Annotated in this window: 20 protein-coding genes; 4 read left to right on the top strand and 16 right to left on the bottom strand. The window is 68.5% G+C overall.

All coding sequences use genetic code 11. The features are described from left to right. Positions 1-28: 28 nt before the first annotated feature. From ACFWAY_RS08345 to ACFWAY_RS08330, 4 genes are all read right to left on the bottom strand, one after another. Positions 29-1,678 (bottom strand): class I adenylate-forming enzyme family protein, encoded by a 1,650-nt coding sequence (locus tag ACFWAY_RS08345; protein ID WP_378510416.1) that lies wholly within the window; start codon positions 1,676-1,678, stop codon positions 29-31. 17 nt (positions 1,679-1,695) lie between these two features. After that, complete coding sequence (locus tag ACFWAY_RS08340) at positions 1,696-2,460, bottom strand: SDR family NAD(P)-dependent oxidoreductase (protein WP_378457145.1); 765 nt, start codon at positions 2,458-2,460, stop codon at positions 1,696-1,698. A gap of 34 nt (positions 2,461-2,494) precedes the next feature. Next, entirely contained in the window at positions 2,495-3,628 is a 1,134-nt protein-coding gene (locus ACFWAY_RS08335) for a thiolase family protein (protein ID WP_378510415.1), read from the bottom strand. Between the two features lie 84 nt (positions 3,629-3,712). Beyond that, on the bottom strand, positions 3,713-5,041 hold the full coding sequence (locus ACFWAY_RS08330) for an MFS transporter (RefSeq protein WP_378457147.1): 1,329 nt from the start codon (positions 5,039-5,041) through the stop codon (positions 3,713-3,715). 218 nt (positions 5,042-5,259) lie between these two features. Here ACFWAY_RS08330 and ACFWAY_RS08325 point away from each other — a divergent pair, with 218 nt between their 5' ends. The 3 genes from ACFWAY_RS08325 to ACFWAY_RS08315 are packed head-to-tail and all read left to right on the top strand — an operon-like array spanning position 5,260 to position 8,442. Further along, positions 5,260-6,453 carry an acyl-CoA dehydrogenase family protein gene (locus ACFWAY_RS08325; protein ID WP_378457148.1) on the top strand — a complete coding sequence of 398 codons (1,194 nt, stop codon included), beginning with the start codon at positions 5,260-5,262 and terminating at the stop codon, positions 6,451-6,453. 17 nt (positions 6,454-6,470) lie between these two features. Next, positions 6,471-7,628 carry an acyl-CoA dehydrogenase family protein gene (locus ACFWAY_RS08320; protein WP_378510414.1) on the top strand — a complete coding sequence of 386 codons (1,158 nt, stop codon included), beginning with the start codon at positions 6,471-6,473 and terminating at the stop codon, positions 7,626-7,628. 49 nt (positions 7,629-7,677) lie between these two features. After that, complete coding sequence (locus tag ACFWAY_RS08315) at positions 7,678-8,442, top strand: trans-aconitate 2-methyltransferase (protein ID WP_378457150.1); 765 nt, start codon at positions 7,678-7,680, stop codon at positions 8,440-8,442. A gap of 43 nt (positions 8,443-8,485) precedes the next feature. Here the strand turns inward: ACFWAY_RS08315 and ACFWAY_RS08310 are convergent, their stop codons facing one another. The 6 genes from ACFWAY_RS08310 to ACFWAY_RS08285 form a co-directional block, all read right to left on the bottom strand. Then, positions 8,486-9,427: a TAXI family TRAP transporter solute-binding subunit gene (locus ACFWAY_RS08310; protein ID WP_378510413.1), complete on the bottom strand. Its 942-nt coding sequence runs from the start codon at positions 9,425-9,427 to the stop codon at positions 8,486-8,488. After that, positions 9,424-10,839, bottom strand: a complete 1,416-nt coding sequence (locus ACFWAY_RS08305) for a sensor histidine kinase (protein ID WP_378510412.1) — start codon at positions 10,837-10,839, stop codon at positions 9,424-9,426. Before ACFWAY_RS08305 ends, ACFWAY_RS08310 begins: the two co-directional genes overlap by 4 nt. A gap of 1 nt (position 10,840) precedes the next feature. Next, positions 10,841-11,500, bottom strand: coding sequence for a response regulator transcription factor (locus ACFWAY_RS08300; protein ID WP_378510411.1), 660 nt, complete (start codon positions 11,498-11,500; stop codon positions 10,841-10,843). Positions 11,501-11,515: 15 nt separating this feature from the next. Next, positions 11,516-12,883 carry an MFS transporter gene (locus ACFWAY_RS08295; protein ID WP_378457154.1) on the bottom strand — a complete coding sequence of 456 codons (1,368 nt, stop codon included), beginning with the start codon at positions 12,881-12,883 and terminating at the stop codon, positions 11,516-11,518. 138 nt (positions 12,884-13,021) lie between these two features. Next, positions 13,022-14,155, bottom strand: coding sequence for a CaiB/BaiF CoA transferase family protein (locus ACFWAY_RS08290; protein ID WP_378510410.1), 1,134 nt, complete (start codon positions 14,153-14,155; stop codon positions 13,022-13,024). Continuing rightward, a complete protein-coding gene (locus ACFWAY_RS08285) occupies positions 14,152-15,324 on the bottom strand; it encodes an acyl-CoA dehydrogenase family protein (protein WP_378457156.1) in 1,173 nt (390 codons plus the stop codon). Before ACFWAY_RS08285 ends, ACFWAY_RS08290 begins: the two co-directional genes overlap by 4 nt. Before the next feature lie 147 nt (positions 15,325-15,471). Between ACFWAY_RS08285 and ACFWAY_RS08280 the strand changes: the two genes are divergently transcribed. After that, the gene (locus ACFWAY_RS08280; RefSeq protein ID WP_378510409.1) at positions 15,472-16,506 is read left to right on the top strand and encodes a LacI family DNA-binding transcriptional regulator; all 1,035 of its coding nucleotides are present in this window, start codon (positions 15,472-15,474) and stop codon (positions 16,504-16,506) included. Here the strand turns inward: ACFWAY_RS08280 and ACFWAY_RS08275 are convergent, their stop codons facing one another. The 6 genes from ACFWAY_RS08275 to ACFWAY_RS08250 form a co-directional block, all read right to left on the bottom strand. Then, positions 16,507-18,030, bottom strand: coding sequence for an acyl-CoA synthetase (locus tag ACFWAY_RS08275; protein ID WP_378510408.1), 1,524 nt, complete (start codon positions 18,028-18,030; stop codon positions 16,507-16,509). A gap of 46 nt (positions 18,031-18,076) precedes the next feature. Next, positions 18,077-18,685 carry a hypothetical protein gene (locus tag ACFWAY_RS08270; RefSeq protein ID WP_378457159.1) on the bottom strand — a complete coding sequence of 203 codons (609 nt, stop codon included), beginning with the start codon at positions 18,683-18,685 and terminating at the stop codon, positions 18,077-18,079. A gap of 162 nt (positions 18,686-18,847) precedes the next feature. Continuing rightward, complete coding sequence (locus ACFWAY_RS08265) at positions 18,848-19,654, bottom strand: enoyl-CoA hydratase (RefSeq protein WP_378457160.1); 807 nt, start codon at positions 19,652-19,654, stop codon at positions 18,848-18,850. Between the two features lie 43 nt (positions 19,655-19,697). Next, a complete protein-coding gene (gene fahA, locus ACFWAY_RS08260) occupies positions 19,698-20,879 on the bottom strand; it encodes a fumarylacetoacetase (protein ID WP_378510407.1) in 1,182 nt (393 codons plus the stop codon). Further along, positions 20,876-21,733 carry a hypothetical protein gene (locus ACFWAY_RS08255; RefSeq protein ID WP_378457175.1) on the bottom strand — a complete coding sequence of 286 codons (858 nt, stop codon included), beginning with the start codon at positions 21,731-21,733 and terminating at the stop codon, positions 20,876-20,878. Before ACFWAY_RS08255 ends, fahA begins: the two co-directional genes overlap by 4 nt. Further along, positions 21,730-22,929 carry a homogentisate 1,2-dioxygenase gene (locus tag ACFWAY_RS08250; RefSeq protein ID WP_378510406.1) on the bottom strand — a complete coding sequence of 400 codons (1,200 nt, stop codon included), beginning with the start codon at positions 22,927-22,929 and terminating at the stop codon, positions 21,730-21,732. Before ACFWAY_RS08250 ends, ACFWAY_RS08255 begins: the two co-directional genes overlap by 4 nt. Positions 22,930-22,961: the final 32 nt, after the last annotated feature.

Raw genomic sequence — 22,961 nt, 5'->3', positions numbered from 1 at the left:
GTTGCGTCCACCCAGCGGGAGGAAGACGCTAGGTCGTCGCGGCGGCGAGTTGCTCCCGCAGCTTCGTCTTGAGGATCTTCCCGGCCGCCGACGTCGGCAGCTGCTCGACCACCACGACGTCGCGTACCTTCTTGTACGGCAGCACCCGCTCGGCGACGAACGCGGACACCACATCCGGATCGATCGTCACGTCCGGCATCGGCACGACGAACGCCACCGGCTCCTGACCGACGCTGCCGGCCTCCCTCCCGACGACGGCGGCCGAGTACACGTCCGGGTGCGAGACCAGAATCTCCTCGAGCTCACGCGGATACACGTTGTAGCCCTTGTAGATCAGCATGTCCTTGGTGCGGTCGCAGATGAACAGGTACCCGTCCTCGTCCAGGTAGGCGATGTCGCCGGTGTCGAGCCAGCCGTCGACGTACTGCTGCGCCGTGATCTCCGGATGGTTCAGGTAGCCGTCCGTGACCTGCGGGCCCCGGACCCACAACTTGCCGCGGGTGCCGGCCACCAGTACGGCACCGGAGTCGTCCTGGGCACGGATCTGCACCTCGGTGTCGAACACCGGCAGCCCCACGCTGCCGAGCCTGTACGCGACGGAGCCGGTCAATGGTGCGGAGGCGACCAGGCAGGTGCCCTCGGTCAGCCCGTACCCCTCGACCACGCTCGCCGACGGGAAGGCCCGGCCCAGCGCCTCGAGTGTCACGTGATCGATCGGCGCGGCACCCGACGACACGACCCGCACCGAGTCGGTGTCGCGAACTGCGGCGTCGGGGTGGGTGGCGACGGCATGCCACATCGCCGGACTGCCGGTGATGTATGTGGCGCGGTGCGTCTCGATCAACTCCAGCATGCGGCCGGGCTCGAATCGTCCGGCGAACACCTGCGTCGCCCCGCACAGCAGGAGGAACGACATGTTGATCAGCGCGTGGGCGTGGAACAGCGGCGACACGACGACGGTCGCTCCGACGCCGGGAACCACACCGCGGTCGCCGAGACTTTCGACGGGCCGCAATTCGATTCCGCCGCCGTCGGCGGCGCGCACCTCGTGGCCCGCCCGCCAGGCGATCATCTGGGTCACGTTGGCGAGGACGTTGCGGTGCAGCACCCGCACACCCTTCGACAAGCCGGTGGTGCCGCCCGTGTAGGCGAGGTGGGCCACGTCGTCACCGGACACCTTCGGGGCGAACGGTGCGGCGGCGTACCCGCGGACGAACTCCTCGAACCCGAACTGGCCGCGACCGACGCCCGCGGGGAGTCCGGCCACCACGATCGTGCGGACGGTGGTGCCGCTCGCCGCCTCGGTGAGGGTGTCCAGCTGTCCGGGCTGGGTGACGGCGGCGACCGCCGCCGTGTCGACGATCTGCGAGCGGAGGCCGGGGCCGGGTTGTAGCGGGTTGACCAGGGTGACGGTCGCGCCGGCCCGCAGTGCACCGTAGTAGGCCACGACGAATTCGATGCAGTTGCCGAGGTGCAGGAGCACCACGTCGCGTTCGGTCACCCCCGCGTCCCGCAGCGCGGCGGCGAACGCGCCCGACCGCTGGTCGAGCTCGCGGTAGGTGCACACCGTGTCTCCGTCGACCACCGCGGCCTTGTCTCCGTACAGGACCGCCATGCCGGACGGGAACGCCGCCAACGTCAGGTCGGGGTAATGCAGTACCGGTGCAGCAGAATTCACGTTCGGTCCCTTACTCGTCAGCGAGGTGCCATGCGGATGGCACCGTCCAGGCGGATGGTCTCGCCGTTGAGGTAGCCGTTCTCGAGGATCTGGCAGGCCAGCTGCCCGAACTCGCTGGGCTTGCCCAGACGCGACGGGTTGGGCACGGACTTCTCCAGCGACGCGCGCACGTCCTCGCGCAGCCGGGCGAGGAGCGGGGTGTCCATGATCCCCGGGGCGATGGTACACACCCGGATGTTGCGGCTGGCGAGGTCGCGGGCCGCGGTGACCGTCATGCCCACGATGCCGGCCTTCGACGCGGTGTAGTTGATCTGGCCGATCTGGCCCTCGAATGCGGCGACGGACGCCGTCAGCACGACTGCGCCGCGCTCGCCGTCGATCTCCTCCTGCCGCGCGATCCGTTCCGCCCCGAGGCGCAGGGCGTTGAACGAGCCGACGAGGTTGAGCCGGATCACGAACTCGAAGTCCTCGACCGAACCGGCCTTGCCGTCGGAGTCGAGGATGCGCATCCGGCGTCCCGCCCCGGCGCAGTGCACGATGCCGCGCAGGCCGCCGCGGTCGTCGGCGACGTCGAGGGCGGCGGCGAACTGCTCGGAATCGGTGACGTCGGCGGGAGCGAACCGGGCGGCGCTGCCCAGTTCCTTCGCCGCCGCCTCACCGTCGGAGTTCGGGAGGTCGATGAGCGTGACCTGAGCGCCTGCGTCGACGAGACGGCGTGCCGTCGCGAGACCGAGACCGGACGCGCCGCCGGTGACCGCGGTCGAGATTCCCTTGAGTTCCATCGTGCGGGTGTTCCCTTCGAAAAGTGTTGTCGAATCAGAGAAGTTCGAGAATGGTGGCGTTGGCGAGGCCGCCCGCCTCGCACATGGTCTGCAGTCCGTATCGAATGCCGTTGTCCCGCATATGGTGGACGAGTCGGGTCATGAGGATCGCGCCGGAACCGCCGAGCGGGTGACCGACTGCGATGGCGCCGCCGAGCGGGTTCAGCCGGTCCGTCGCGGCGCCGGTCTCCGCCTGCCACGCCAGCGGGACGGGAGCGAAGGCCTCGTTCACCTCGAACGCACCGATGTCGTCGATTTTCAGCCCCGACCGGGTCAGTGCCTTCTCCGTCGCGGCGATGGGTCCGGTCAGCATGATCACCGGGTCGTCGCCGGCGACGGCGCAGGTGTGGATGCGGGCCATCGGGGTCAGACCCAGTTGCGCGGCCTTCTCGCTCGTCGTGACGAGCAGCGCACCGGCGCCGTCGGAGATCTGCGAGGAGTTGCCGGCATGGATCACGCCGTCCTCCTTGAACACGGTCTTCAGCTTGCCGAGAGACTCGAGCGTGCCGCCGCGGCGGATCCCCTCGTCGCCGGCGAGGACGTCGGAGAGCGGTGCGAGTTGCCCGTCGAACGCGCCCCGGTCCGCGGCGTGCGCCGCGAGTTCGTGGGATCGCAGCGAGTACTCGTCCAGCACCTGACGGGAGAGCCCCCACTTCGCGGCCATCATCTCGGCGCCGGTGCCCTGGCTGAACCCGTCGACGCCGTACCGGTCGAGGACGGCCGCCGGGAAGTGCGCGCCGTTCTTGCTCGCACTGCCCATGGGAATCCGGCTCATGGACTCCACACCACCGGCGACGACGACGTCCTCGTGGCCGGCGATGACGGCGGCGGCGGCGAAGCTCACGGCCTGCTGGCTCGATCCGCACGCCCGGGTGAGCGTGGTGCCGGGAACCGTCTCCGGCCAGCCGGCGGCGAGCACGGCGGTGCGGGCGACGTTGCCTGCCTGCTCCCCCACCTGACTGACACAGCCCCAGACGACGTCGCCGATCTCCTCCGGGGAGAGACCGGTACGCGCCCCGAGGGCCTCGAGGACGTGCGCCGACAGATTTGCGGGGTGGATTCCGGACAGGGAACCGCCACGCCGCCCGATGGGCGTGCGGACGGCGTCGACGATCACTGCATCGCGCATGATGTGTTCCTTCGATCTGAGGGGGTCACTCGAATCAATCACGGGCGATGTCGTCAGCACAACGACTTTCGGCCGATCACAGGGTTAGTTCGTGCCTATGTCCGCAGCGTCGCCCCGGACGAGTTTCTTGTCGCGTTCGGGGTTCGCGAAGACCAGCGCGCCGACGGCGCACACGGCGGCGACGAGTCCGAGCGCCTGGAACGCGGTGGCGTAACCCTCGGCGGGCGAGGCCGCCGCGTCGACGATCAGACCCGTCGCGTAGGGGGCGATGAGGCCGCCGATCGCCATGACGGCGAGGAAGACGCCCAGGGTGCCCGCGGTCTGGCGGGGCGGGCAGATCTCCGAGATCGCCGCGTTGAGCAGCGGGAACACCGACGCGGCGAAGCCGTAGCCGACGGAGACGACGAGGACGGCGAGAGCGGGTGCTGTGATGGACGGGAGTGCCAGCAGGATCGCTCCGCAGATCAGCACCCCGACGGCGGGGACGATGACGCGGACGACGCGAGAGGTCGAGCCGCGTGCGAGCAGGCGGTCGCCGATCACGGACGAGAGGAGCATCAGGATCAGCCCGGCGATGCTCGGGAACGCGAACATGGAGCCCGCCTGCAGACGGCTGTAGCCGAGGCCCACCTCGAAGTACGAGGGCAGCCAGGTCAGAACCACGGCGACCAGCGCGTACACGCTCATCACGAGAAGCGCGCCGCTGATGAACGTCCGGGTCCGGAAGATGCGACCCCACGGCACCGCCGGTTCCCCCGCATCACCGGCGGCCGCGGAATCGGCGCCCTTGCCGCTGCGAATGTACGGGCCCTCGCTCCAGACGGTCAGCCACACGACGCACCACAGCACTCCGATGACGGACAGGGCGACCAGCGCGTAGCGCCACCCGAACGTGACCGACACGAATGCGAGAGCGGGCGCGACCGCGATCTTGGCGATGGACGCGGCGCCGGCGAGCAGGGCGCTCGGCAGTCCACGTTTGGCGGGTGCGTGCCACGAGTACGCCGCCGTGTGGAGCAGAGCGGAACTCGGACCCTCCGCGAGCCCGAGCAGCAAGCGGCTGACCAGCAGCACCGCGAAAGACGCGACGACCACGAGCGGGAGTATCGCGACGGACCAGGCGATCGCGAGCAGCAGCAGCGCCCACCGCAGCGACATCCAGCGGTTCAGCGCGCCGGCGAAGAACCCGCCGACGGTGAAGGTCAGGAAGAAGAGGCTCCCCACCAGCCCGATCTGCGAGGCGCTCAGTCCCAGCTCGTGGGCGAGGGGTTGGGCGATGATGCCGAGGACGGCCTTGTCGGCGTAGTTGACGACGTAGAGCAGCACGAGGAGCGCGGTCAGGCCCCAAGCGCGGCTGCGGGACTCGGAACCGATGGCGACGGTCCGGTCGAGGATGGCAGTGGAGCGGGTCACGTGGTGATCCCTTCGGAAGCGTGGTGGCGTGGGTCACAGTGTCACGGTTCATTCAACGGACCGGGATGCCCGCGAGCAATACGCACTCGGCGAAGACACCGGCTACGTCTGCCTATGAGTCGACAGTATCGAGGAGCCTCGCGTGCATTGGAGTCCGCTATCCGACCGATAGCCGAAGGCCCCTAGCCGGGCCCCCGGGAATCGGGCATTCTCATCCCATGAGCCGCCTCGCCCAGACTCTCGATCTGACCGAGTTCCAGACCGAGATCGTCGACACCGTGCGCACCTTCGTCGACCGCGAAATAATTCCGGCCGCACAGGAACTCGAACACTCCGACACCTACCCGCAGGCCATCGTCGACAAGATGCGCGACATGGGACTGTTCGGGCTGATGATCCCCGAGGAGTACGGCGGCCTCGGGGAATCCCTGCTCACGTACGCGCTCTGCGTCGAGGAACTCGCCCGCGGCTGGATGAGTGTGTCGGGTGTGATCAACACCCACTTCATCGTCGCGTACATGATCCGTCAGCACGGCACCGACGCCCAGAAGACCCACTACCTGCCGCGGATGGCGACCGGTGAGGTGCGCGGCGCATTCTCGATGTCCGAGCCCGAGCTCGGGTCCGACGTCGCCGCGATCCGCACCAAGGCCAAGCGCGACGCCGACGGCGACTACGTGATCGACGGGCAGAAGATGTGGCTCACCAACGGCGGCAGCTCGACGCTCGTCGCCGCACTGGTGCGCACCGAGGAGGGCGCCGCCAAGCCGCACGACAACCTGACCACCTTCCTGATCGAGAAACCCGCCGGTTTCGGTGAGGTCCTCCCCGGCCTGACCATCCCGGGGAAGATCGACAAGATGGGCTACAAGGGCATCGACACCACCGAGCTCCTGTTCGACAACTATCGAGCGGCCGCCGGTGACGTCCTCGGCGGAACCCCCGGTCGCGGGTTCTCCCAGATGATGGACGGCGTCGAGGTCGGCCGGGTCAACGTCTCCGCCCGCGCGTGCGGTGTGGCGATCCGGGCGTTCGAGCTGGCCGCCCGATACGCGCAGCAACGCAGCACGTTCGGCAAGCCGATCGCCGAACACCAGGCGGTCGCGTTCAGCCTCGCCGAGATGGCGACGAAAGTGGAAGCCGCGCACCTGATGATGGTCAACGCGGCCCGACTCAAGGACTCCGGTGAACGCAACGATGTGGCCGCGGGCATGGCCAAGTACCTCACCAGCGAGTACTGCTCCGAGGTGACGCAGGCCAGTTTCCGCATCCACGGCGGCTACGGCTACTCGAAGGAGTACGAGATCGAGCGCCTGATGCGCGAGGCGCCGTTCCTCCTCATCGGCGAGGGCACCAGCGAGATTCAGAAGATGATCATCAGCAAGGGCGTACTACGCAGTTACGCACTGTAATTCGAAGGAGAAAACCCGTGCAGCGTACGGTGTTCAACGAAGATCACGACGCGTTCCGGAAGACGATCCGCGACTTCATCGCCAAGGAAGTCGCTCCCGTCCACCACGAGTGGGAGGGCGAAGGCCATCCCCCGCGCGACTTCTACCGCCGTCTCGGGGAGCTCGGCGTGCTCGGCATCCAGGTGCCGGAGGAGTTCGGCGGCGGCGGTGAGAAGAGTTTCAAGTTCGCCGCGGTGGTCGGCGAGGAGACGGCGGCCGCCGGAGTCACGTTCGGCAGCTATTCCGTCCACACCAACCTGATCCTGCCGTACCTGCTCGAGTACGCGAACGACGAGCAGAAGCAGCGGTGGCTCCCCGGGTTCGCATCCGGTGACATCATGTTCGCCATCGCGATGACCGAGCCGGGCACCGGTTCGGACCTCGCGAACATCGCGACGTCGGCCAAGCTGTCCGAGAACGGGTCGCACTACGTCCTGAACGGCGCGAAGACGTTCATCACCGGTGGCGCGCTCGCCGACCGGATCCTCGTGGTGTGCCGCACCGCGCCCAGCACCCCCGAGGACCGCCGTGCCGGGCTCACCATTCTGGTCGTCGACACCACGTCCGAGGGTTTCGCGGTGGGTCGCAAGATCGAGAAGATCGGCTTGAAGGCCTCGGACACCGCCGAACTGTCGTTCACCGACATGCAGGTACCCGTGGCGGACCGCCTCGGCGACGAGGGTGCCGGTTTCAGCTACCTCACCCACAACCTCGCCCAGGAACGCCTCTCCATCGCGCTCGGCGGGTCGGCCACCGCGGCCGCCGCGCTGCAGCACGCGATCGCGTACGTCAAGGAGCGCAAGGTGTTCGGCAAGCCCGTCGCCGCATTCCAGAACACCAAGTTCGTGCTCGCCGAGTGCGCCACCGAGGTCGAGGCGATCCAGCTGATGGCCGACCGCGCGCTCGAACTGCACGACGCCGGCGAACTCACGGTCGCCGATGCCGCGAAGGCGAAGCTGTTCTGCACCGAGGCCGCGGGCCGGGTCATCGACAAGTGCCTGCAACTGCACGGCGGGTACGGCTACATCCTCGAGTACCCCATCGCGCGGCTGTACGCGGACACCCGCGTCTCCCGCATCTACGGCGGCACGAGCGAGGTCATGAAGACGATCATCGCGAAGGATCTCGGCCTCTGACCCCACCCACCAACAGTATGGGCGTACTGTTTCAGGCGAGGAGGATTACATGTGGGATCCGGACAAGTACCTCGCCTTCGCGGACCATCGCGGGCGCCCGTTCTACGAGTTGCTGTCGCGAGTCGACGCGCGGTCACCGCGCCGCGTCGTCGACCTCGGCTGCGGCCCGGGAAACCTGACCGTCAGCCTGGCCGAGCGATGGCCGGACGCCGTCCTCGAGGCCTCCGACAGCTCACCCGAGATGGTCGAGGCCGCGCGTGAACGCGGCCTCGACGCCAGCCGGCAGGACGTGCGCGACTGGACGCCGAAGCCCGACACGGACGTCGTCGTCTCCAACGCCGCTCTTCAGTGGGTGCCCGAACACCGGGAGTTGCTACGTCGCTGGCCGACTCGGCTGCCGTCCGGGGCGTGGATCGCGGTGCAGGTTCCCGGCAACTTCGACGCACCCTCACATGCGATCGTCCGGGACCTCGCCGGGAGCGAGCGGTGGTCGCGGTCGCTGCCGGACGTGCCGTTCCGCGAGAGCAAGGTCGTCGACGATCCCACCGGCTACGCGGGTCTGCTCGCCGACGCCGGGTGCGCCGTCGACGCGTGGGAGACCACGTACGTGCAGCAGCTGACCGGGGAGAACCCGGTTCTGGAGTGGATCACCGGAACTGCGCTCCGCCCGGTCAAGGACGCCCTCTCGGCGCCGGAGTGGGACCGGTTCCGCGAAGAGCTCGTCCCGCTCCTCGACGAGGCGTACCCCCGGCGACCGGACGGCAGCACGTTCTTCCCGTTCCGGCGCATCTTCGTCGTCGCCCAGGTGCAGTGATCGACCGGGTGCAGTGATCGACCGGGTGCATTGATCGACCGGCTCAGCCGTGGTGCCTCCGGTACGCCGCGGCCGCTCCGGGGTGCAGCGGCACCCCCGCGGTGACGATCAGCGACTGCCGGTCCAGGAACTGGCTGCCCGTCGCCTGATCCGGCACCAGTTCCGCAGCGTGGTCGATGAGCACCTCGACGATGGCGCCGGCGGCACTGTCCGAGACGGTGGGATCGGCGAGCAGCAGGTTCACGAGACCGATCGTCGCGACCGACGTCTGCTGTCCGTACGTGCCGGGCGGAATCAGCACCGGCTCGTAGCGCGGGCCGAACCGCTCCCGCAGCAACTCCAGTTCGGCCGACAGGTCGAGTAGTCGCAGCGGGATCCCGAGATTCGCGAACGACGGGGTGGGCACCCCGCCGGCCCACAGAACCGCGTCGACGGTGCCGTCACGCAGTGCCTGCCCCGCATCGGTCATCGACAGGTGCAGACGCGTCACGTCTCCCGGACCCGCCAGACCCAGCACCTCGAGGATACGTTCGCCTGTCAGTTCCGCGCCGGAGCCTGTGGCACCAAGACTGATTCGGGCGCCTCTCAGCTGCGAGGTGTCCGCGATCCCGGAGTCGGCGCGCACCGCGAGCTGCATGTAGTTCTCGTACACCTTGCCGATGGCGGTGAATTCGGCGCCGGCCTCCAGAGCCGACACAGCGGCGTCGGCGAGGCTCAGTGCCAGTTCCGCGTCTCCGGACGCCAGCGCCGCCAGATTGTCCATCGACCCCGCGGTGCGGACGGGGACGATGCTTACCGGCAGCGCGGCACGCTCTGCGGCCTCGGCCGTCAATTGGGCGAACTCCCAGAAGAATCCGCCCTCCTCACCGGCGGCGAGTCGCAGCGGATCGCGGCCGCTGTCCGAGCACGCGGCGAGCACCGAACCCGTGGCTGCGGTCGCTCCCGCGGCGACGACGCCGCGCAGAAGTGCACGTCGCGTGATCACGGCGACACCGCCGGCAGTGTCAGCGTCACCCGGAGTCCGTGTGGCTGCTCCGCGGCGATCGTCAGCGCCCCACCGCCGCCCTCGACGAGTGCGGTCGCGATGGACAGCCCGAGCCCGGTGCCCTGCTGCGCCGCCCCGGATCCGCGGAAGAAGCGTGCCGACAGTTTGCCGATCTCGTCCTCGCTCACCCCGACACCGTCGTCGCTCACCCGGATCTCGATTCCCGCGGCGGACCGTCCCGTCTCGATCCGGACCGTCGAACCGCGACCGGCGTACGCGTGTGCGTTGCTGAGCAGGACGTCCAGGACCTGCGCCAGGTGACTGGACCGGAAGTCGGCGACCAACGGTTCGGCCGGTTCCCGGAGCACGAGGTTCATCCCCGATTCCCCGAGGGCCTCCGTCCAGGCGTCGGCACGATCCGCGAGGACGGCACCGACGTCGCATCCGCCGTGCGCGGTCTCGTCGTCGGCGGATTCCGCGGGCGATTCGGCGACAGCCAGCGCCAGCAGTCCGTCGAGGATGCCGCCGAGCCGATCGACCTCCATCCCCGTGCGGCGGTACGTTTCGGCCCCGGCCTCGGAGACGTGCGGGCCGAGGGAATCCAACCGGATGTGCAGGGCCGCGAGGGGGTTTCGGAGCTGATGCGCGGTGTCGGCGATCAGCTGCCGCTGCGCCTGACCGGACGCCTGGACTGCTCCCGACATGGTGTCGAACGCCTTCGCGAGTTCCTGGACCTCGGGCGGCCCGCTGTACCGGCCGGACGGCCGCCCGGTGCTGCGACGCACCCGCGGACGCGGCGACGGGACCGCGTCGGTGAGGGCACCGACCCTGGCGGTGAGCGCCCCGAGCGGACGAACGGTCCACCGGGACAGCGCGATAGCGACCGCGGTGACCGCCGCCAGCGCGACGAGCGCCCCCGTGACGATCACCAGCCACGACGTCCGGATGGACGCACGTGCGGCGCGGGTGGACACGTCCAGGACGACGGCACCGTCCACCTGCGCTCCCGTGCCGACGGGCACCGCCGACAGAACACGGTCCGCCGACCACGGGGTCAGCGAACCGCTGATCCCCTGCTTCTGGTTGCGCAGTCCCGCCGTGATCGCCGCGGCGACGTCGGAGTCGTCCGGCGACAGTCCGGCCCCCGCGCGGAGGTTGCCCCGGGCGTCGACGATGAGGACGCCCTCGCCGTACAACTCGTGGTAACGGGCCACCTCCTCCCGCAGCAGGGTGGTACTCCCGGGCGCCTGGGTCTGCCCGGCGAGGCTGGCGAAATGCGTCGCGTCCGCCTCCCTGCTCAGCCGCAGAGCCTGGGTTCTCCCGGCGCTGGTGGCCAGCGCCAATGGGACGGCGAATGCCACCACCGCGACGGCCGCGAACACGAGCAGAACGGCGAGCACACGGCGGCGCACGTCACGTACCCCAGCGGTAGCCGTACCCGCGGATGGTCGAGATGAGTCCCGGGCGGCCCAGTTTCGCGCGCAACCCGGTCATGTGCACGTCGAGGGTGCGTGAGATGGCCACGTACGCGTCGCCCCACACCGCATCCATCAGTTGCTGGCGACTCACGGCGGCGCCGGGACGGGTGACCAGTACCTCGAGAAGCTCGAACTCCTTGGCTGTCAACGCCACCGGAGCGCCGCCGACCTCCACCTCGCGTGCCGCCAGATCGACCACCACGTCACCTTCGGTGATCGTCTGCGCGGCCGAGGGTCCGGTCGCGCGGCGACGCTGGGTCACGACGTCGAGCCGCGCCAGCAATTCCGCGAGCCGCGCCGGCTTGACGAGGTAGTCGTCCGCGCCGCCGCGTAGCCCCCGCACCACCGACCGTTCGTCGTCGCGGGCGGTGAGGATCACCACCGGAACGTCGCTGACGGCCCGCAGCTGCCGGAGCACCTGCAGGCCGTCCGCGTCGGGGAGACCGAGGTCGAGGATCACCGCGTCCATACCGCGATGGCCGAGAAGGAGATCGGAGCCGCGGCGCATGCGCACCGCCTCGTGGCCGTGGGTGGCCAGTGCTTCCACGAGTGCGTCGCCGACTCCGTCGTCGTCCTCGACCACCGCGATCTGCACTTCTCTTCCCTTCGATCAGCTCCGCGAGTCGACCAGCTCGACGTCGTCGTCCGGGGTGTCCTCCCGGCTGGTCGTCCGGTCGAGCGGCGAACCGTCCGAAGTCTCACGCATGAAGAAGTAGACGACGAGCGAGATGGCGATACACCCGGTCACGTAGTAGAAGAATAGCGATTCGTGGCCGGCCCGCTTCAGGGCGAGGGCGACGGTCTCGACCGTTCCGCCGAAGATCGCCAGTGTGAGGGCGTACGGCAGCCCGACCCCGAGCGCGCGAACCTTCGTCGGGAACAGCTCGGTCTTCACGATCGCGTTCACCGACGTGTATCCGGTGACGACGATCAGTCCCAGCATCATCAGCGCGAACGCGGCGATGGGGTTCGTCGTGGTCCCGAGCACGGTCATCAGGGGCACGGTGAGGACTGTTCCGCCGATCCCGAAGAAGATGAGCAGCTTCCGGCGGCCGATGCGGTCGGACAGTGCGCCACCGATCGGCTGCAACACGATGAACACCAGCAGGGCTGCGAAGTTGATCCACGCCACCGTGTCCTTGGAGATGCCCGACGTGTTGATCATGTACTTCTGCATGTACGTGGTGTACGTGTAGAACGCCACGCAACCACCGAGCGTCAGAGCGCACACCAGCAGGCATTCGCGGGGGTACTGCAGCAGCATCCGGAGCGAACCTTCCTCCGGCCCACCGTCCGAGGTATCGGCGTCCCGCTTCGCCTCCACCTCGTCGGTGAACGCCTCCGACTCGTCCATCGTGCGACGGAGCCACATCACCGCGACGGCACCGGCGGCGCCGATCAGGAACGGGATCCGCCAGCCCCACGACTGCATGGCCTCCGCAGGCAGCGTCAGCTGCAGGATGATCTGCACACCCAGTGCGATCAGCTGCCCGGCGACCAGCGTGACGTACTGGAAGCTCGAGTAGAACCCGCGCCGGCCCGGGGACGCGACCTCCGCCAGGTACGTGGCGCTGGTGGCGTACTCGCCGCCCACCGACAGTCCCTGCAGCATCCGGGCGATCACCAGAAGGACCGGTGCCACGATCCCGATGCTCGCGTAGGACGGCGTGACGGCGATGACGAGGGAACCCGCCGCCATCACGGTCACCGACAGGGTGAGCGCCGATCGGCGCCCGTGCCGGTCGGCGTACCGTCCCATGATCCAGCCGCCGATCGGCCGCATCAGGAACCCGACCGCGAAAACGGCTGCCGTGGAAAGCAGCTGGGCGGTGGTGTCACCCTCCGGGAAGAACTCCTTCGCGAAGTACACACTGAACGCCGCGTAGACGTACCAGTCGTACCATTCGATCAGGTTGCCGACCGAACCTTTCAAAACATTGCCGATGACTCGGCGCTCACCCGTCGATGTCGTGCTCACGCGGGACTCCTCTCGATGCCCTGGATCTCTGCGTTCACACCACAGTGGGTCACGTCACATCGATACGGAAGGGTCGCGGGGGCTTCCTAACACTCCCTTAGGGAAGAGCCCCCGTGAGTACTTGTTAACCGCGGGCGGTTAACAAGTACTCACGGCTGGGGTGTCCTCGCCGAGCCGCGGCGGCGCGCTGCGATAGCTCGCCGGCGTGGCGCTGAGCCGGATCGGGTTCGCCACCTGCCGTACGGGCCGGTCCCTGCGGGGATCGTCGATCTCGACAACCGGATGCAGCCCGAGCCGCTCGGCGAGCGCCACGGCGTCGGCGATGTCGTTGAGCGGACCGCACGGGACACCCTGCGCGGTCAGCTTCTCGAACCACTCGTCCGCCGAGCCCGCGGACAGCGCCGCGGTGATGTCCCGGACCAGTTGCTCGCGATGCGCCACCCGTTGCGTGTTGGTCGCGTACCGCTCGTCGTCGGCGAGTTCGGGCACACCGACAACCTCGACGAGAGAGGCGAACTGACGGTTGTTCCCCACCGCCAGCACCAGCGGACGGTCGCCGGTCCGAAAGACCTCGTACGGCGCGATGCTGGGGTGCCGGTTGCCCATGGCCTGCGGGACGACACCGGCGCCCACATACCCCGACGTCTGGTTCGCGAGGGCGGACAGCAGCGACGACAGCAGGTTCACCTCGACCCGCTGCCCCTCCCCACTCCGGTCGCGGTGACGCAGCGCAGCCAGGATCCCGACCGCGGCGTGCAGTCCGGTGATGATGTCGACGACGGCCACCCCGACCTTCGTCGGAACGCCGGGTTCGGGACCGGTGATGCTCATCAACCCGCCGACGGCCTGGATGAGCAGGTCGTACCCGGGCAGGTTGTTCTCGCCGCCGAACCCGGTCACGGAGCAGTAGACGACGTCGGGATTGATCTCCCGCACGGCGTCGTAGCCGAGCCCGAGCCGGTCCATCGTGCCGGGAAGAAAGTTCTCCACCACCACGTCGGCCCGGGCGACCAGATCCCGCGCCTGCTGCAGGTCGGCGGGGTCGCGCAGATCCCAGGCGAAGGACCGCTTGTTGCGGTTGACGGACTGGAAGTAGGTGGACTCGTCGCCCACCCACGGCGGCCCCCACTGCCGGGTGTCGTCCCCGACGCCGGCGCGCTCGATCTTGACGACGTCGGCACCGAGATCGGCGAGCAGCATCGTGGCGTACGGCCCGGCGAGCACCCGTCCGAAGTCGGCGATCAACAGGCCGTCCAGGGATGCATTTCTCACCGGAACGCTGCCTCGCCCGTCAGCGCCTTGCCGATCACGAGCTGGTGCACCTCGGACGTCCCCTCGTAGGTGAGCACGGACTCGAGGTTGTTGGCGTGGCGGATCACGGGGTATTCCAGCGTGATTCCGTTGGCACCGAGGATGGTGCGGCACTCGCGGGCGATGGCGATGGCCTCGCGGACGTTGTTCAGCTTGCCCGTGCTGACCTGCTCGGGGCGTGCCTCGCCGCGATCCTTGAGACGTCCGAGGTGGTACGCCAGCAGGTGGCCCTTGCCGACCTCGAGGGCCATGTCGGCGATCTTGACCTGCGTGATCTGGTAGGCGGCGAGCGACTTGTCGAAGACCTGACGGTCCTGCGCGTAGGAGATGGCGGATTCGAGGCAGTCGCGGGCGGCGCCCATCGCACCGAAGATGATGCCGAACCGGGCCTCGTTGAGGCAGCCGAGCGGACCGGACAGTCCCGTGGCCTCCGGCAGCATCGCGGATTCGGGCAGCCGGACGTCCTCGAGCACGAGCTCCGAGGTGACGGACGCCCGCAGCGACATCTTGTGCTTGATCTCGGGAGCCGAGAAGCCGGGGGTGTCGGTGGGCACGACGAATCCGCGGATGCCGTCGTCGGTGCGCGCCCACACGACCGCGACGTCGGCGACGGATCCGTTGGTGATCCACATCTTCGTGCCGTTGAGGATCCAGTCGTCACCGTCCCGCTTGGCGTTGGTGCGCATCCCTGCGGGGTTGGAGCCGAAGTCGGGCTCGGTCAGGCCGAAGCAGCCGATCGCCTTGCCCGCCGCCATGCGGGGCAGCCATTCCTGCTTCTGGTCTTCGCTGCCGTAGTGGTGGATCGCGTACATGGCCAGCGAGCCCTGGACGGACACGAGGCTGCGGATTCCGGAGTCGACGGCCTCGAGTTCGAGACAGGCCAGGCCGTAGGCGGTGGCGCTCATGCCGGCGCAGCCGTATCCCTCGAGGTGCATGCCGAGCACGCCGAGTTCGCCCAGACCTTCCGCCAGTTCGCGCACCGGCAGTGCCGCCGCTTCGAACCATTCGCCGATGTGGGGCCGGATCCTGTCGTCCGCGAATCGGCGCACGGTGTCGCGGATCGCGATCTCCTCGGTGTCGAGCAGCGAGTCGAGGGCGAACAGCTGGGACAGGGTCTGCGGGTCGGACATTGTTCCTCCACGGGGCCGGTGGGGCTGATGTGCAAACGTTCGCGAGAACGATTGCACGAACGATTTCGTCACGTAGACTAAGGCGCGTTCCAGCGGCCGTCAACCACGACGCCCGCCGGCCCCCGTCCCCGAGCGCGAGGATTGCCCGTGAACCTGCCGGATCGCCCGACACGCACCTCCGGGCGTCCGCCTACCCTCCGCGAGATCGCCGAACGCGCCGGCGTCCACGTGTCGACGGCATCCCGAGTGCTTCGCCAGCCCGAACCCGCCGACGGCTGGTCCGAGGCCGCGCTGCGGGTTCGTGAGGTGGCGGTGGAACTCGGCTACCAACCCAACCTGTGGGCTGCGAGCCTGCGGACCCGCAAGACCACCACCCTCGGCGTCGTCATGCCGCGACTGACCGACGGGGTGGTCGCAACCATGTTCCAGGGCATCGAGGAGACGGCCACGCAGGCGGGCTACTCGGTGCTGCTGTCGAGCCCACCCGACGACCTCGACGCCCAGCGCCGCGCCATCGAGTTCCTGGTCAGCAGGCAGGTGGACGGCCTGCTGCTGAGCAGCCTGCACAGCCCCGGCCGCGAGTTCGTCGACTCGCTGTCGGTGGGGGCGCTGCCGATGCTGCAGCTCAACCGGCACGCCGACGTGGGTCTGCCGTTCGTGTCCGGCGACGACCACCGGGGCGGTTACCTCGCCGGACGCCATCTCCTCGACCGCGGCTTCACCGAGGTTGCCGTCATCGCAGGCCCCGACCATGCGAGCACCTCCCGCGACCGCCTCGCCGGATTCCGCGACGCGCTGGCCGAGGACGGCATCGAACTCCGGCCGGATCGCATCGTCCGCTCCGACTTCGACGTGTCCGGCGGTGTCGCCGCGGCCACCGTTCTCCTCGAGTCGGATTCGCGTCCCGAGGCGATCTTCACCGTCAGCGACACCATCGCGATCGGCGTCCTCGGCGTCGCCCGCGACCTCGGACTGCGGATCCCCGAAGATCTCGCGCTCGTCGGGTACAACGACATTCCGGTGGTCGCCCAGCTGCCGGTGCCGCTGACGACCGTCCGGTCACCCGCGCGCCTGATCGGCGCGACAGGTGTGCGTCATCTCCTGTCGATCATCGCGGGCAACGACGTGGAATCGGTGAAGCTCCCGGTCGAGCTGATCGAGCGGGCATCGACACGGAAGTAGTCAGAGCGTCGCCCGCAGTTCCCGTTTGAGCAGCTTCCCGCTCTGGTTGCGGGGCAGCTCGTCCACGAACACCACCTGCTTGGGCACCTTGAACGGCGCGATACGCTCCTTGACGTGGGCGATCAACCCGTCCGGTGTCACGCCGGCCGCGTCCTCCCGCAGCACCACCACCGCGGTGATCGCCTCGATCCACTTGTCGTCGGGCGTCCCGATGACCGCGACCTCGGCCACGTCCGGATGCGTGTAGACGGCGTCCTCGACCTCCCGCGACGCCACCAGGATGCCGCCGGTGTTGATGACGTCCTTGATGCGGTCGACGACGGTGATGTACCCCTCCGGGTCCCGCGTCACCAGATCGCCCGAGTGGAACCAGCCGTCACGGAACGCCTCCGCGGTGGCGTCGGGGTTGTCCCAGTACCCCAGACACAGCTGGGGCGAACGGTAGAGCACCTCACCGGGCGTGTCATCCGGAACGTCGTTGCCGTCGGGGTCCACCACCCGCGTCTCGACGAAGAACACGGCCTTCCCGCACGACGACGGCCGGTCCTCGTGTTCCTCCGGCTGCAGCACCGTAGCGAGCGGACCGATCTCGGACTGCCCGAAGCAGTTGTAGAAGCCGAGGTCGGGGTAGCGTTCGCGCAGCCTGTTCAGCACTGTCACCGGCATGATCGACGCGCCGTACTGGGCCTTCTTCAACGACGACAGGTCGCGGGTCTCGAGATCGGGGTGCCCGGCGAGCGGCACCCACACCGTCGGCGCCAGGAACAGCGAGCCGATGCGATCCGCCTCGATGCGCCGCAGGATCTCCGGAATGTCCGGGGTCTGCATCAGATTCACCGAGGCGCCCACCGACAGGTACGGCATCATGAACACGTGCATGCCGGCCGAGTGGTAGAGCGGCATGCAGATCAACGGATTGTCCCCCTCGCTCAGCGCGAGGGCGATCACGGAAGACACGTACTCGTGCACGAGGCCGCCGTGAGTCATCATGGCGCCCTTCGGCTTCGACGTCGTCCCGGACGTGTACAGCAACTGCGCCACATCGGTGGACGCGACCGGCTCCGCGAGCACGGGGACGTCGCCGGAGCCGCTGTGGGCGAGCAGCGAATCTTCGGCGTCGCGCAGGGGAACCACGTGACGCAGGTCGAGGGCGCCGCGGACCGAGTCGAGCGTGCCCCTCAGCGCCGGGTCGACCAGCACGGCCGCGCTTCCGGACTGCGACACCAGATAGGTCAGCTCGTCGCCCTTGAGCGCATAGTTGACGGGGACGTGCACGAGACCCGCACGCGCGCAGGCCAGAAACCCGATCGTGTACGCGTCCGAGTTGGTGCCGTACGCGGCGACGCGCTCACCGGACGACAGTCCGAGCGACTGCAGGTAGGCGGCCGCTCGGCTGACCGCGTCGTCGAGTTCACGGTACGTCCACGTGCGGTCCTCGAACGTCAGCGCCCTGCGGTCGGGGAACTTGGCGGCCGAGCGCCGCAGCACTCCGTCGACGGTATCGGTACGCGCATCCAGACTCATGCACGAAGGTTATAGGACGTCCAAGTACCTTGCCAGAGGGTTCGTGCTACCGCCCTGCAGGCACCAGCATCGGCGAATGCATGTCGTAGTACGTCACGTCGTCGGTCAGCCGGCCCTCCTCCTCGAACAGCGATCTCAGATCGTCCGGCACCTCCAACTTCTCGTGGGAACGGGCCTCCGCCTCGGACGTGAAGTACACCGCCTCGACGTACCCGCCGTCGCCGTACGTGCACAACGTTCCACCGAGGATCTCCGGACGCAGCTCATGAAGCTGGGGTTCGGCCTGTTCCAGCAACTCCCGCATCCGACTCGCGTCGGTGGTGTGCCCTTCCATGACCTGAACGAATGTCGCGTCGTCCGAACCGCCACCCATCCACTCCATCACGTCTGGGCAGTCCATGAACGACACGGCACCCTCGAAGCACCGCTCGGTCTCCGCCCACCACGCGCCCTGCTCCGGACGCTCGCTGTTACGCCGGGCGGCTTCGGCCGATTCGAACCGCGCGAGTGCGATGAACGTTCCGTCGTCGCACAATCCCTGGGTGCAGCCCAGGAAGCCCGTCGCTCCCGGGCGCACATCCTCCGTCCAGCGGTCCATGCACCGGCGTAGGCCGGCCTCGTCGGACACCTTTCCTTGAATAACCTGGATGAACATCGATAGTCACCTCCCGCGGGACGGTCGCCCCGCAGTGAGAACGATCTCGGTGACCGACCCGTCGCGGTCCACCGTCAGCGGGCACCGACGGCCCGCGGCCGCAGCCACTGCACACTTGATCCTTCGCCGGTTCGCTGGACCGCGCAATGCAGACAGCGTGCGCTATTTCCCCTGCCATTGCGGAGTGCGCTTCTCGACGAACGCCTGCATGCCCTCCTGGGCGTCGCACGTGATCGCATTCGTGGCCATCGTCTCCGCCATCGCCGCGTAGGCCTCGTCCTGAGGGAGCTCGATCTGCCGGTAGAACGCCTGCTTGCCGATCTTCACCGTGAGCGGGCTGGCCTTCGTGATCTTCGCGGCGAGCGCCCGGGTCTGCGCATCGAGCTCCTCGGGCGCGACGACCAGGTTCACCAGCCCCCAGTCCGCGGCGGTCTCCGCCCCGATCGTCTCCCCCGTGAGCAGCATCTGCAGCGCGCGCTTACGTCCGATCGCGCGGCTGAGGGCCACCATCGGGGTGGAGCAGAACAGTCCGATCTTCACCCCCGGCGTCCCGAACACGGCGTTCGACGACGCGACGACGAGATCGCACGAGGCGGCGAGCTGACAGCCCGCCGCGACGGCCGCGCCCTGGACGGACGCGATGACCGGCTGCGGGATGTCCTGCACCGCCTGCATCATCTCGACGCAGGTGTCGAAGATGGCCTGCTCGTCCTCGAGTGTGCGGCCGATCATCTCCTTCAGGTCGTGGCCCGCGGAGAACACCGGTCCTGCAGCCCTGATGACGACGACGCGGGTGGTGTCGTCGTCGCCCAGCTTCCGGAGCGCCGCGGTGACGTCCCGCATGGCCTCGGACGACAGCGGATTGCGCTGTTCGGGGCGGTTCAGGGTGAGGAACGCGACGCCGGTGTCCGGCTCGGCAGTGATCTCGACGAAGTTCTCGGCAGTGGTCTCGACTAAGTTCTCGGTCATGACTACTGCCTACCACCCGTGAGTACTTGTTAACCGCCCGCGGTTAACAAGTACTCACGGGCGGAGCAATGCGGGCCCGCACCTCACCGAAGCCGATGCGGGTGCCGTTCGGGCCCGGTGCGGTGGCGGAGATGGCGATCTCGTCGCCGTCCTCGAGGAACGTGCGCTTCTCGTCCCCCACGACGACGGGCTCCTGACCACCCCACGTCAGTTCGATGAACGCGCCGCGCTGGTCCTTCTCGGGTCCGGAGATGGTGCCCGACGCGAACAGGTCGCCCGTGCTGGCGGCGGCGCCGTTGACCGTGGTGTGCGCGAGCATCTGCGCCGGCGACCAGTACATCTGCGCGTACGGCGGACGCGACACGACGTGCCCGTTCCACTCGACGGCCAGGTCGATGTCCAGGCCCCACTTCTCCTCGCCGCGCAGGTACGGCAGCGGCTGCGGATCCTGCATCGGGGTGTCGATGCGGGCCGCCTGGAGAGCGTCGAGGGGAACCACCCACGGAGAAATGGACGTGGCGAAGCTCTTCCCGAGGAACGGGCCGAGCGGTACGTACTCCCAGGCCTGGATGTCGCGGGCGGACCAGTCGTTCACGACGACCGCACCGAACACATGCTCCGCGAACTGATCCGGGGTGATGGTCTCCCCCAGCTTCGTCGGGACGCCGACGAGGAAGCCCATCTCGGCCTCGATGTCGAGGCGGCGGGACGGCCCGAAGTCGGGGGCGTCCTGAGCCGGGGTCTTGCGCTGCCCGCACGGCCGGATGACGTCGGTGCCCGACACGATGACGGTGCTCGACCGCGCGTGGTATCCGACCGGCAGGTGCTTCCAGTTGGGCATGAGCGGCTCGGAGTCGGGGCGGAACAGTCGTCCGAGGTTGGTGGCGTGATTCTCGGACGCGTAGAAGTCGACGTAGTCGGCGACGGCCACCGGCAGGTGCATCGTGACGTCGTCGACCGCGAACACCGCGGTGTCGGCGACGTCGCCCTGCACGAGTTCGGTGATCTGACTGCGGACCTCGGTCCAGCGGGCCCGGCCCTGCGCCATGAACGCGTTGAGGGTGGGCTGCGCGAAGACGTCGTCACCCAGTGTGGCGGCGAGATCCACGACGGAATCTCCCACCCGCACTCCGACCCGTGGGGCCGAGTCGGCGGTCGAGAACACGCCGTACGGCAGGTTCTCGATCCCGAAGAGGGAATCGGCGGGGATGTCGAGGGCGGTCATGCGTGGGCTCCTTGATCTGCGGAGGCGAGGGCGGAAGACGGCACAAGGTGCAGTGCGACGAGATCCTCGAGCGGCTCGATGATGCTGCACGTGCCGAAGGATCGGAAGGCGGTGCGAACGGCGCCGACGACGTCGACCGGGAGGTCCCCCAGTTCGCGGGCGAGCAGTGCGCCGTCACGTTGGGCGAGAGTGGCGGCCACTCGGTCGGCGCCGGCGCCGCCGAGTGCGTGCCGGGTGGCGAGCAGCACGTTGAGGAAACCGTGCTGTTCGAATCCCGTGTGCGGATCGGTGTTGCGGACGGCGTGGTGCAGTCCGGCCGTGGCCTTGAACGGAACGCCCGACGCGACGACGGTGACCAGGGCGGACGCGAGTTCGGTCTCGTCCGGGTAGGCCTCGGCGGCAACGCCTCCCGTGCGGAATTTGGCCGCGAACGGGCTACCGACGAGTGAGGCGAGGAAGTCGGGCCGGCGCTCGCCGCGCGGCACCTCGACGAACACGTCGAGTCCGGCGGTCAGCGTCTCGACGGCGTCCATCGCGGCGAAGAACTCCGCGGCCGTCTGTTCGGCGGGCACCGCGATCTCGAGTGCCACCGCGGTGGCACCGTCGATCTGTGCGAGGCGGTCGAGTGCGGGTTCGAGCGTGGCCGGGCCGCCGGGCAGCGTCAGGCTCAGCTCGAGCGCACCGGGTGTCAGTTCGCCCAGCCGGGCGACCGGAAAGACGAAGGGACCGACCAGGTCCGCGTACGGCGCCGACCGGTGCCTGGCGTGCGCGGGGAGCGCGTCGGGCAGGGCTGCGTTCCCGGGCGGGAATACGGCGGCGTCGTCGCAGAGGCCGGCGAACAGGGCGGGGATCACTGCTTCGGCCCCCGCCCTGCCCACGTCCACGCGTAGCCCGAGTCCTCGCAGGCCACTGCGCCCTCGCCGAGTTCGAGCGGACGGAACGTGTCGACCATGACGGCGAGTTCGTCGAAGAACTCGGCCCCGATGCTGCGTTCGTACGCGCCCGGCTGCGGACCGTGTGCATGGCCGCCGGGATGAATCGAGATCGAACCCTGGCCGATGCCGGAACCCTTGCGCGCCTCGTAGTCTCCGCCGACGTAGAACATGATCTCGTCGGAGTCGACGTTCGAGTGGTAATACGGCACCGGAATCGACAGCGGGTGGTAGTCGACCTTGCGGGGCACGAAGTTGCAGATGACGAAGTTGTTGCCCTCGAACGCCTGATGCGCCGGCGGCGGCTGGTGCACACGCCCGGTGATGGGCTCGTAGTCGGAGATGTTGAACGTGTAGGGGTAGAGGCACCCGTCCCAGCCCACGACGTCGAAGGGATGCTGCGGGTACACCATTCGCGTGCCGACGATCCCGTGCGACGTTCGGTGTTTGACGAGCACCACGACGTCCGTGCCCTCGACCTGGAGCGTGTCGGACGGCCCGTGCAGGTCGCGCTCGCAGTAGGGCGCGTTCTCGAGCAACTGACCGAACCGGGACAGGTAGCGCTTCGGCGGGACGATGTGGCTGTTGGCCTCCATCGCGTAGGCGCGCAACGGTTCCGGGCCCTGCGGGATCCAGCGGTGGGTCGTCGACATCGGGATCAGGACGTAGTCGCCCTGCTTCGCCTCGAGCGCGCCGAACACGGTTTCGACGGTGGCGGCACCGGATTCGACGTACACCATCTCGTCGCCGATCGCGTTGCGATACAGCGGCGACTCCTTGGCAGCGACCACGTAGGAGATGCGGACGTCCGCGTTGCCGAGGATCAACCGGCGTCCGGTGACCACGTCGGTGTCGGCCCAGACCGTGTCCGGGAACAGCTCGTGCAACTTCAGGTGCCGCGGCTTGAGCGGATGATTGGGAGTCGTGCTCTGGTCGGGCACCTCCCACACGGTGGCATCGACGATCGCCGACGGGATGTGGCGATGGTAGAGCAGTGAGGAATCGGAGGAGAAGCCCTCTTCTCCCATCAATTCCTCGAAGTAGAGCTGACCGTTGTCGTCACGGTGCTGGGTGTGCCGCTTGGGCGGGATGTTGCCCACGTGCCGATAGAACGCCATGACCGGCCTCCCTAGAAGTGCGTGTTCGTAGT

The organism is Rhodococcus sp. NPDC059968 (assembly GCF_042738615.1).
Taxonomy (GTDB): domain Bacteria; phylum Actinomycetota; class Actinomycetes; order Mycobacteriales; family Mycobacteriaceae; genus Rhodococcus_F.
This window is presented reverse-complemented; position numbering and strand designations above follow the sequence as displayed.